The sequence below is a fragment of the Sphingobium indicum B90A genome (assembly GCF_000264945.2).
GTDB classification, from domain to species: Bacteria; Pseudomonadota; Alphaproteobacteria; order Sphingomonadales; family Sphingomonadaceae; genus Sphingobium; species Sphingobium indicum.
The window spans coordinates 1,101,116-1,112,047 of sequence record NZ_CP013070.1 but is presented as its reverse complement, the minus strand read 5'-3'; the positions used below and the strand labels follow the sequence as shown (position 1 = coordinate 1,112,047).

The following is a 10,932-nucleotide window of genomic DNA, read 5'->3' as shown; positions in this document are numbered from 1 at the left end:
GACCCCCGAAGTTATCCCCTGTAGGGTCTTCCAAGAAGGTTAACAAAAGGCTGGGGTCAACGACGACTCGTCGTATCCTTTGGGAATTTGCGACGAGTTGTGGCAAGGCGCGCCGGAACTGGCTCGACCCGGCCATGTTTTCAGAATCGATATGATCGCGAAGGGGACCGCGCCGGAAATGAAAGGGCGCCCCCGACCAAGGCCGGGAGCGCCCTGCTCAATCCCATCCCGCACGCGAGATGGGATTTGTGTCGCGGCCTACTCCGCCGCCTGCACCAGTTCCTCGATCTCCGGCGCGGCGCCGCGGCCCACGCTGACATAGACGAAGCCGGCAACCTCCGCATCGGCCGGGCGATAGATGTTGCGCAGGTCGACCAGGCCATCGCCGCTCATGATCCCCTTGAGGCGCGGCAGATCGAGCGCCCGCAGCGCGTCCCATTCCGTGACGATGACGACCGCGGCGGCTCCTTGCGCCGCGACATAGGGATTGTCGCAGAATTCCACGCCGCTCATCATGGCGCGGGCGGCGTCCATCCCCTCCGGATCATAGGCCCGCACCTGCGCGCCGCCGTCCTGCAGGGCCTGGATGATGGCGATCGACGGCGCGTCGCGCATGTCGTCGGTATTGGGCTTGAAGGTCAGGCCCAGCACGGCGATCGTCTTGCCGCGCACCGACCCGTTGCAGACCGCGACCACCTTTCGCGCCATGGCCCGCTTGCGGCTTTCGTTGATGGCCACGGTGGTTTCGATGAGGCGGATCGGCGCGCCAGCATCCTCCGCCGTCTTGACCAGCGCCAGCGTGTCCTTCGGGAAGCAGGAGCCGCCATAGCCCGGCCCGGCATGAAGGAATTTCGAACCGATGCGATTATCCAGGCCGATGCCGCGCGCCACCTGCTGGACGTCGGCGCCGACATTCTCGCACAGGTCGGCCATCTCGTTGATATAGGTGATCTTCATCGCCAGGAAGGCGTTGGCGGCATATTTGATCAGTTCGCTGGTCCGGCGGCCCGTGAACTGGATCGGCGCCTGGTTGAGATAGAGGGGACGATAAACCTCCTCCATCACCGGGCGGGCGCGTTCGTCCTCTATGCCGACCACGATGCGGTCGGGCCGCTTGAAATCCTGGATGGCCGCGCCTTCGCGCAGGAATTCGGGGTTGGAGGCGACGGCGAACTGCGCGTCGGGATTGGTTTCGCGGATGATGCGGTCGACCTCGTCTCCCGTGCCGACCGGGACGGTGGACTTGGTGACGATGACGGTGAAGCCGCTGAGGTTGGACGCGATCTCCTGCGCGGCGGCATAGACATAGCTAAGGTCGGCATGACCGTCGCCCCGCCGCGCGGGCGTGCCGACGGCGATGAACACCACATCGGCCTGGCTGACCGATCCGGCCAGGTCGGTGGTGAATGTCAGGCGCCCCGCCTTCACGTTGCGGGCGATCAGGTCGGCAAGGCCGGGCTCGTAGATCGGCACGCCGCCGCCCTGCAACAACTCGATCTTGCGCGCATCCTTGTCCACGCAGATGACATCATGGCCGAAATCCGCGAGACACGCGCCGGATACCAGGCCGACATAGCCAGAGCCGGTCATAACGATCCGCATCACTATTCTCCTTCTTCAAACGGCTTTCGACCGACAGCCAACCGATCATGAAAGGACGCGCGAATCCATTCCGGGAAACCCCGGATGCACGGACCCTCATCCCTCATCATGGGTTGGGCGCCGGGCGAGCGAGCCCGATGCCCCTTGGCCGGAACCAGCCGGCGATTGACGCAGCGCAGCATACCGCCCTGCGCGGCATGGATGCAACGCAGCCCGCCGCTCTACGGACACATATGGGCGCGGATCAGGCGCTTAGAGCATCGTGCGGCTGAAGTTTTGCGAAAGCTCCGGCACTTCACCGGGCCGTCCGACCAGGGGACCGATGTCCGTTCCCACCGACGCAATCGATGGGACCGTCTCAGATCCCTCCAGCCATCACCGGCCAGCCGCCCCGTTCCAGTCCGGCGCTCAGATCCGCAACGCAGCGATCCAGCGCCTCCGCATCGACCGAGCGGATCACGAAATTCGCGCCGGTCTTCCCCTCGCGAAAGAAGGGATAGCTGCCGATCTGGCACCCGTCATGCGCCCGCTCCGTCGCGCCGAGCAGGTCCGCAATCTCGCTTTCCGCCACCCAGCAACCGATGGTGGCTGACAGCACCGGGAGGCCGCCTTCCAGCTTTCCCGTCAGGCTGTCCAGCATTCCCGCGGTGATATGCGGCACGCCGGCCATGATGAAGACATTGCCGTGCCGCAGGCCAGGAGCGCCCGACATGCGGTTTTCGATCAGGCTCGATCCCGCAGGCGCGCGGGCCATGCGCAGCCGCGCCTCGGTCAAGCCGCCCCGCGTCTCGTAATAGGCGAGGAGCATGGCCCGCGCTTCTGGGTGGATTTCCACGGCAACGCCCAGCGCCGCGGCAATGGCGTCCACGGTGATGTCGTCATGCGTCGGCCCGATGCCGCCGGTGGTGAACAGATAGTCGTTCCGCGCCCGAAGGGCGTTCACCGCTTCTGCGATGGCGTCGCTGTCGTCCGCGACCACCCGGACTTCGCGCAGGCGGATGCCCTGCACGTTCAGCCATGTCGCAATCTGCGACACATTCCTGTCCTGCGTCCTGCCCGAAAGAATCTCGTCGCCGATCACGATCAGCGCTGCGGTCCATATGCGGGTCGGGTCGGCCATGGGCTGGCCATAGCCTCTGCCGCGCCCCCTGCCTAGCCGCCCCCTCGCATTATGCGGCATCCCCGCCTATAATCACGTCCATGACCGAATATATGACGATGACGGCGGACGCGCCGATTTCCCGCTCGACCGCGATCAAGCTCTATGACGCGGCCGGTTTCGAAGGCATGCGCAAGGCCGGGCGGCTGGCGGCGGAGATACTGGACGCCCTGGTTCCCCATGTGGTTCCGGGCGTCACCACCGGCGAGTTGGACGACATCGTCCGCCGCATGACGCTGGACGGCGGCGGCGTGCCCGCGACCCTGGGCTATCGCGGCTATACGCATAGCTGCTGCATCTCGCTCAACAATGTCATCTGCCACGGCATTCCCGGCGATCAGAAGCTCAAGGAAGGCGACATATTGAATATCGACGTGACGCCGCTGGTCGACGGCTGGCACGGCGACAGCAGCCGCATGTATATTTGCGGCGAAGCCCCGATCAAGGCGCGCCGCCTGGTCGAGGTCACCTATGAATGCCTGATGCTGGGCATAGAGCAGGCGAAGCCCGGCAACACGCTGGGCGACATCGGCCATGCCATTCAGCGGCACGCGGAAAAGCACCGCTATGGCGTCGTGCGCGATTTCTGCGGCCATGGCCTGGGCCGCGTGTTCCACGACAGCCCGGAAGTGGTCCATGTCGGCCGCCCCGGCACGGGACCGGAACTCAAGCCAGGCATGTTCTTCACCATCGAACCGATGATCAATATCGGCAAGCCCGGCGTGAAGATGCTGGAGGACGGCTGGACGGCGGTCACCCGCGACCGCACCTTGTCCGCGCAGTTCGAACACAGCATCGGCATTACCGAAACAGGCTGCGAAATCTTCACCAAAAGCCCCGCTGGCCTTGACGCGCCGCCCTATCAGCGCTGATCATCGCGGCCATGCCTAAAAAATGGGCATCGCCTCATAATACTGCCCGGAATCCGGGCAATATGGACAAAAGTTGCTGCATCGCGGAAAGCAGTTCCTGGCGATTCGCTATTTGGCACGGTAATTGATTAGGAAGAGGGGCGACGCGTGCCTTCGGGGGGCATGGTGATCGTCACTCGAGAAGGACGAAAGGCGGGATCATACCCGCCATCTGGCGCGCGTTTGAGTTGGGATAATTAGAGATGAAGAAGATCGAAGCGATCATCAAGCCGTTCAAGCTCGACGAAGTGAAGGAAGCGCTTCACGAAGTCGGCGTGTCGGGCATCACCGTCACGGAGGCCAAGGGTTTCGGCCGCCAGAAGGGCCATACCGAACTTTATCGCGGCGCCGAATATGTGGTCGACTTCCTGCCCAAGGTGAAGCTGGAGGTCGTGGTCGACGATTCGCTCGCGGAACGGGTGGTGGAGGCGATCTCTGCCGCCGCGCAGACCGGCCGCATCGGCGACGGCAAGATCTTCATTTCCAACATCGAAGGCGCGGTGCGCATCCGCACGGGCGAGCGCGACAGCGACGCCATCTGATTTTCCACCGACTTCTCGCCGGCTTGCAGGGGATCATTTCCAAAAGTCTTGGCGGCTGACCACATCAACCTACCCCTTCGGGGGGGTATCATGAAAGAAGGGCAAGGTTCACATGGCTAACACGCCTAAAGACATCCTGAAGATGATCGAGGAAAAGGAGATCGAATGGGTCGATGTCCGCTTCACCGATCCCAAGGGCAAGTGGCAGCACCTGACCATGGTGTCTTCGGTGCTGGGCGAGGATGAACTGACCCAGGGCCTGATGTTCGACGGTTCGTCCATCGAAGGTTGGAAGGCGATCAACGAATCGGACATGATCCTGAAGCCGGACCTCGATGCCGTCTATGTCGATCCGTTCAGCGCCACGCCCATGCTGATCATCTTCTGCGACATCGTCGAACCCGACACGGGCGAACTCTACAGCCGCGACCCGCGTTCGACCGCGAAGCGCGCGGAGGCCTTCGTCAAGTCGGCCGGTTTCGGCGACACCGTCTATGTCGGCCCGGAAGCCGAATTCTTCATGTTCGACGATGTCCGTTTCAATTCGGACTATAACGAGTCCTTCTTCAAGATCGACGATGTCGAGCTGCCGACCAACACCGGCAAGGAATATGAGGGCGGCAACCTGGCCCACCGTCCTCGCGCCAAGGGCGGCTATTTCCCCGTCGCGCCGGTCGATCCCTGCACCGACATCCGCGCCGAGATGGTTTCGACCATGCTCGAAATGGGCCTGCCCTGCGACAAGCACCACCATGAGGTGGCCGCCGCGCAGCACGAACTGGGCCTGACCTTCGGCACGCTGGTGCAGACCGCCGACCGCATGCAGATCTACAAATATGTCGTGCAGATGGTCGCCCAGGCCTATGGCAAGACCGCGACCTTCATGCCCAAGCCGATCGCGCAGGACAATGGTTCGGGCATGCACACCCACATGTCGATCTGGGAAGGCGGCAAGCCGCTGTTCGCGGGCGAAGGTTATGCGGGTCTCAGCGAAACCTGCCTCTACTTCATCGGCGGCGTCATCAAGCACGCCAAGGCCCTCAACGCCTTCACCAACCCGACCACCAACAGCTACAAGCGCCTGGTGCCGGGCTTCGAAGCCCCGGTCCTGCTGGCCTATTCGGCCCGCAACCGCTCGGCCTCCTGCCGCATTCCCTATGGCGCGGGCGCCAAGGCGAAGCGCGTGGAATTCCGCTTCCCCGACGCGATGGCCAACCCCTATCTGTGCTATTCGGCGCTGCTGATGGCCGGCCTCGACGGCATCGAGAACAAGATCCATCCGGGCGCCGCGATGGACAAGAACCTCTATGACCTGCCGCCGGAGGAACTGAGCCAGGTGCCGACCGTCTGCGGTTCGCTGCGTGAAGCGCTGAACTCGCTGGCCGCCGACCACGACTTCCTGCTGAAGGGCGACGTGTTCACGAAGGACCAGATCGAGGCCTATCTCGAACTCAAGTGGCCCGAAGTGTACCGCTGGGAAATGGCTCCCTCCCCGGTCGAATTCGACATGTACTACAGCGCCTGATCCGTTCGGGACTGTTGGGAAAGGGGCTCGGTCGCACTGGCGACCGGGCTCTTTTCATTTCGGGCGATAGAGATGACGGGAACGCCACCTGAACGCGGAAGCCGGATATCCAGTCCTAATCCTCCCCATTGCCCGCCTCCCGCAAAGCTCCGACAATCGTCCCATGTCGATCATCGAGTCGCTCGGCCTGTCCCATCCCATCGTCCAGGCGCCCATGGCCGGCGTCTCCACGCCCGCCATGGCGGCAGCCGTCTCCAATGCCGGGGCGCTCGGCTCCATTGCCGTAGGCGCGACCGATGCGACAGGCGCCCGCGCCATGATGGAAGCCGTCCGCGCCCGGACCGACCGCCCCTTCAACGTCAATCTCTTCACTCATGCGCCGGCCCGTGGCGACCCCGCCAGGGAAGCGGCCTGGCTGGCCACGCTGACGCCGCTGTTCCAGGCCTATGACGCCCGCCCCCCAGCCGCCCTTCACGAAATCTACCGCAGCTTCGTCGAGGACGACGCGATGCTTGCCGTCCTGGTCGAACTCGCGCCGCCGGTCGTCAGCTTCCACTTCGGACTGCCCGATCCAACCCGCATCGCGGCACTCAAGCAAGCCGGATGCCTTCTCCTCGCCACCGCCACCAATCCTGCCGAAGCGCGGGCCGCGCGGGAGGCAGGCGTCGACGCCATAGTCGCGCAAGGCCATGAGGCAGGGGGCCATAGAGGCGCCTTCGATCCCGAGGCGCCTGACGACCAGCTCGGCACCTTCGCCCTCACCCGCCTGCTCGTCGCCCAATGCGGACTGCCTGTGATCGCGGCGGGCGGCATCATGGATGGGCAAGGCGTTCGCGCCGCTCTTGCGCTCGGCGCGGTCGCAGCGCAGCTCGGCACCGCCTTCATCGCCTGCACGGAAAGCAGCGCCGACGAAGCCTATCGCGCCGCCCTCGCGGGCCCCGGCGCCCATCATACCGTGATGACGCGCGCCATTTCAGGCCGCCCGGCCCGCTGCCTTGCCAATCGCTTCACCGCCTGGGACGCCGAAGCCGCGTTGCTGCCGCCCGCCTATCCGATCGCCTATGATGCCGGCAAAGCGCTCAACGCCGCGGCGAAGGCCAAGGGCGAAGGCGGCTTCGGCGCGCAATGGGCCGGCCAGGGCGCGCCGCTGGCTCGCGCCATGCCCGCCGCCGACCTTATCCGCCTTCTGGCGAGGGAAATGCGGGAAAGCGCTTAACGCGCCTCCGGAATGGACGCCCCGAACAGCAATATCGGCTCGCCGGCAGGCGATAGCGCGATCTCGCCGCCGACGCTCGTCACCAGGGTGCGCACCATCCACGCCGCCGACGTTCGCGAAGCCAGCCCCTCCGGCGGCAAAGTCCCCGCCAGCGCGGCCCGCAGGTCAGGGTCGAGCACCAGCTTCGGCCCTTCCGCCCGCACGACGATCTCCGTCACGCCTGGCCGCTTCTCCGCCCCGATGTCAAGCTGACCGCCCCGCACCAGCGCATCGCCCGCGATCAGCGCCAGGTTCAGCAGCACCTTGACCGGCAGTTTTTCCAGCATGTCGTCCTCGACCAGCCAGCCAATCTTCACCCGGCCCGAAGCCGCGAACATGCCCTCTATCGCCACCCGCGCCTCATGGGTCGGCACGGCATCGCCGAAGCCGCCCGCCGAACCGAAGGCCAGGCGAAAGAATTTCAGCTTGTTCGCGGACGTCTTGGCGCTGTCCGCCAGCAGGTCAAGGCAGCGTTGCCGCATTTCCGGGTCCGTCTCGTCCGCCATCAGCTCAAGCCCGTTGTTGAGCGCGCCGACCGGACTGAGAAGGTCATGGCACAGGCGCGAGCAGAGCAGGCTGGCAAAATCGATGCTGTCGATCGGATTGGTCATGAAGGTTCGCTGCCGCCGCAAAAATGAACAGGAAGGAATGAACGGCTAATGCGCTGCCCCGCCGCGCGATGCAACCCTCCCTCACATGATGTCGAGCAAAGCCTCGACAAATTGCACCCGTCCGTCCTGCCCCGGCTCGGCCACCCACAGGCGGGCCGCCTCTCCCCCGACGATCAGCCATAGGCCGCCGTCGGGCGCTGCCCAGGCCGCGTCGGTTTCGGACGGCACGGCCAGGCCACCGGGGTGCGAATGATAATGACCGACGATCCGCGCCCCGCCCGCCCGCGCATCGCGATGGGCCGCGATCAGCACCGCGGGGTCCAGTTCGAAATGGCGTGCCGGATCGGGCGCGACATTGGCGGCGGGCCGAACCGCTTCGATCCGTCCCGCCTCCCCCAGAAGCAAGCCGCAGACCTCATGCCGGTCGGCCGCCGCTTCGGACATGATTTGTTCCAGCAGACCCCTTGAAATCGAAACCCTCATTCCTACCTTCCTACCCAATGGTTTCGGGGGTTTCCATCATTGAAGCGACAATCGGCGAGGCGCAGGACGGCATGCGCCTCGACAAGGCGCTTGCCGAGCTGGTTCCCGACCTGTCGCGCGAACGGCTGAAGGCGCTGATCGCGGAAGGCCAGGTGACAGGCCGCCCCGCCCATGCCGGCCGATCCCCCAATCCCTCCATGAAGGTCGCCGCAGGGCAGGCCTTCGCCATCGTCCTGCCCCCGCCGATGGAGGCGGAGGCCGTGGCGCAGGACATCCCCCTGGCCATCGTCCATGAGGACGCGGACCTGATCGTCATCGACAAGCCCGCGGGCCTGGTCGTCCACCCGGCGGCGGGCAATCTGGACGGGACGCTGGTCAATGCGCTGCTCCATCATTGCCAGGGCCGACTCTCCGGAATCGGCGGCGTGGCGCGCCCCGGCATCGTTCATCGCATCGACAAGGATACTTCTGGCCTGCTGGTCGTCGCAAAGTCCGACCGCGCGCATGAAGGGCTGGCGCAGCAGTTCAAGGCGCATTCGATCGACCGGCTCTATGCCGCCATCGTCTATGGCGTGCCGCAACCGGCGGCCGGCACGGTCGACAGTTGGATCGGCCGATCCGACGCCGATCGAAAGAAGATGGCGGTTCATCGGGAAGGGCGGGGCAAACATGCCGTGACGCATTACCGGACAATGGAAAGGCTGCGCGGCGCGGCCATGGTGGAATGCAGGCTGGAAACCGGGCGGACGCATCAGGTCCGCGTCCATATGGCGCATCTGGGACACCCCTTGATCGGAGACCCGGTTTACGGTAGAGAGAGAAAAGGTTTCAAATCGATACTGGAAACGCTGGGTTTCAACAGGCAGGCATTGCATGCGAAGAGGCTGGGGTTCATACATCCGGTAACGGGTGAGGCGCTCAGCTTCGACAGCAAACTCCCTGCCGATATGCAGGAACTGTTAAGCGAGCTTCACGTATAGTTTTGGACAAGTTTGCGACGGCGCCTTGGACGCCTCTTCTGGGTCCCGCCGCGCATGAAAGGGAAAGGTGACGACATGGCTGACAAGAGCAATGTCCCCGCGGTTCCGGCGCTGGGCGGTGAAGCCAGCCTCAACCGCTATCTGTCGGAAATCCGCAAATTTCCGATTTTGACGCCCGAGCAGGAATATATGCTCGCGAAGCGCTATGCCGAACATCAGGATTCGGAAGCTGCGGCGCAGCTCGTGACCTCGCACCTGCGACTGGTCGCGAAGATCGCCATGGGCTATCGCGGCTATGGCCTGCCGGTCAGCGAGCTGATCAGCGAAGGCAATATCGGGCTGATGCAGGGCGTCAAGAAGTTCGAGCCGGATCGCGGCTTCCGTCTGGCGACCTATGCGATGTGGTGGATTCGCGCCTCTATCCAGGAATTCATCCTGCGGTCCTGGAGCCTTGTGAAGATGGGCACCACCGCCGCGCAGAAAAAGCTGTTCTTCAACCTGCGCCGGATGAAGAACAATATCGAAGCCTTCGAGGATGGCGACCTGCACCCCGACGACGTCAAGAAGATCGCCACCGATCTGGGCGTCACGGAGGAGGACGTGATCTCCATGAACCGCCGCATGGCGATGGGCGGCGACACGTCGCTCAACGTGCCGATGCGCGAGGATGGCGAGGGCCAGTGGCAGGATTGGCTGGCCGATAGCGATCCATTGCAGGACGAACGCGTCGCCGACCGGCAGGAAAGCGAACTGCGCCACGACATGCTGGTGGAGGCGATGGACGACCTCAACGATCGCGAGAAGCATATCCTGGCGGAACGCCGCCTGGCAGAAGAACCCAAGACGCTGGAGGAACTCTCGCAGGTCTATGGCGTCAGCCGCGAACGCGTCCGTCAGATCGAGGTCCGCGCCTTCGAGAAGCTGCAAAAGGCGATGATGCGGATTGCGGGCGACAGGCTGGGCAAGATTTCCCGCCTCGCCGCCGTCTGATCGGATTTGCGGAACGCAAAGGAGCCCCGGAGTAAAATCCGGGGCTTTTTTGTATCCGCTCGCCCTTTCCCACTCGTCATTCCAGCGGAGGCCCGAATGACGAAGCATAGGCTCCCATCTTGAACCGCCGCGCAACCGCGCTACCACGGAATGATGAACGCCAAGTCCGCCGCCCCTCGCCGCCGCTCCCGATGGATCGGGATATTTCTCAAAATCGTCGGCGGCTTCGTCGCCCTGTCGCTGCTGATGGTGGTGATCTATCGCTTCGTGCCGCCGCCGGTGACGTGGACGATGCTGCTGGACCCCAACGGCATAACCAAGGATTGGATGAGCCTGGACAGGATGGACCCGGACATGGCGCGCGCCGCCATCGCGGCGGAGGATAGCCGCTTTTGCAGCCATCACGGCTTCGACGCGGTCGCCATCGCCCAGGCGATGCGCCACAATGCCAGCGGCGGCCGCATCCGGGGCGGATCGACCATCAGCCAGCAAACAGCGAAAAATGTTTTCCTGTTCCAGGGCGGCGGCTTTGTCCGCAAGGGGCTGGAGGCCTGGTTCACGCTGCTGATCGAAGCGATCTGGGGCAAGCGGCGGATCATGGAGGTTTATCTCAACGTCGCGGAAACCGGCATCGGCACCTATGGCGCGCAGGCCGGCGCGATCCGCTATTTCCGCCATGGCGCCCAGCGCCTGACCCGCGCCGAAGCCGCCCGTCTGGCCGCCGTTCTGCCCCTGCCCAAGAAACGCGCGGCGATCGATCCGCACGGCTTCACCCGCCGCTACGGCAACAGCATCGCCACCCGCATCGGCATAGTCCAGCGCGACGGGCTGGACAGCTGCCTGAAATGAGAAAGGGCACGGATTTCTCCGCGCC

11 protein-coding genes are annotated in these 10,932 nt (G+C 64.4%); 7 read left to right on the top strand and 4 right to left on the bottom strand.

Annotation, left to right across the window (positions count from 1 at the left end):
* Positions 1-258: 258 nt before the first annotated feature.
* Positions 259-1,602 (bottom strand): UDP-glucose dehydrogenase family protein, encoded by a 1,344-nt coding sequence (locus SIDU_RS05395; RefSeq protein ID WP_007685645.1) that lies wholly within the window; start codon positions 1,600-1,602, stop codon positions 259-261.
* A gap of 358 nt (positions 1,603-1,960) precedes the next feature.
* Complete coding sequence (locus SIDU_RS05390; RefSeq protein ID WP_007685089.1) at positions 1,961-2,722, bottom strand: competence/damage-inducible protein A; 762 nt, start codon at positions 2,720-2,722, stop codon at positions 1,961-1,963.
* 80 nt (positions 2,723-2,802) lie between these two features.
* Here SIDU_RS05390 and map point away from each other — a divergent pair, with 80 nt between their 5' ends.
* From map to SIDU_RS05370, 4 genes are all read left to right on the top strand, one after another.
* Positions 2,803-3,633 carry a type I methionyl aminopeptidase gene (gene map, locus SIDU_RS05385; protein WP_007685087.1) on the top strand — a complete coding sequence of 277 codons (831 nt, stop codon included), beginning with the start codon at positions 2,803-2,805 and terminating at the stop codon, positions 3,631-3,633.
* Positions 3,634-3,875: 242 nt separating this feature from the next.
* Positions 3,876-4,214 carry a P-II family nitrogen regulator gene (locus SIDU_RS05380; protein ID WP_007685085.1) on the top strand — a complete coding sequence of 113 codons (339 nt, stop codon included), beginning with the start codon at positions 3,876-3,878 and terminating at the stop codon, positions 4,212-4,214.
* A 112-nt stretch (positions 4,215-4,326) separates the two neighbouring features.
* Positions 4,327-5,739: a type I glutamate--ammonia ligase gene (gene glnA, locus SIDU_RS05375; protein ID WP_007685079.1), complete on the top strand. Its 1,413-nt coding sequence runs from the start codon at positions 4,327-4,329 to the stop codon at positions 5,737-5,739.
* A 163-nt stretch (positions 5,740-5,902) separates the two neighbouring features.
* Positions 5,903-6,955, top strand: a complete 1,053-nt coding sequence (locus SIDU_RS05370; protein ID WP_007685078.1) for an NAD(P)H-dependent flavin oxidoreductase — start codon at positions 5,903-5,905, stop codon at positions 6,953-6,955.
* Here the strand turns inward: SIDU_RS05370 and SIDU_RS05365 are convergent.
* Positions 6,952-7,605, bottom strand: coding sequence for a histidine phosphotransferase family protein (locus SIDU_RS05365; RefSeq protein ID WP_007685077.1), 654 nt, complete (start codon positions 7,603-7,605; stop codon positions 6,952-6,954). The genes SIDU_RS05370 and SIDU_RS05365 overlap by 4 nt on opposite strands.
* A gap of 81 nt (positions 7,606-7,686) precedes the next feature.
* Complete coding sequence (locus SIDU_RS05360) at positions 7,687-8,088, bottom strand: M67 family metallopeptidase (protein WP_007685076.1); 402 nt, start codon at positions 8,086-8,088, stop codon at positions 7,687-7,689.
* 17 nt (positions 8,089-8,105) lie between these two features.
* Between SIDU_RS05360 and SIDU_RS05355 the strand changes: the two genes are divergently transcribed.
* The 3 genes from SIDU_RS05355 to mtgA all read left to right on the top strand — a co-directional run bounded on the left by SIDU_RS05355 (position 8,106) and on the right by mtgA (position 10,907).
* The gene (locus SIDU_RS05355) at positions 8,106-9,068 is read left to right on the top strand and encodes an RluA family pseudouridine synthase (protein WP_007685075.1); all 963 of its coding nucleotides are present in this window, start codon (positions 8,106-8,108) and stop codon (positions 9,066-9,068) included.
* A 75-nt stretch (positions 9,069-9,143) separates the two neighbouring features.
* The gene (gene rpoH, locus SIDU_RS05350; protein WP_007685074.1) at positions 9,144-10,058 is read left to right on the top strand and encodes an RNA polymerase sigma factor RpoH; all 915 of its coding nucleotides are present in this window, start codon (positions 9,144-9,146) and stop codon (positions 10,056-10,058) included.
* A 150-nt stretch (positions 10,059-10,208) separates the two neighbouring features.
* The gene (gene mtgA / locus SIDU_RS05345) at positions 10,209-10,907 is read left to right on the top strand and encodes a monofunctional biosynthetic peptidoglycan transglycosylase (RefSeq protein ID WP_013040244.1); all 699 of its coding nucleotides are present in this window, start codon (positions 10,209-10,211) and stop codon (positions 10,905-10,907) included.
* Positions 10,908-10,932 lie beyond the last annotated feature (25 nt).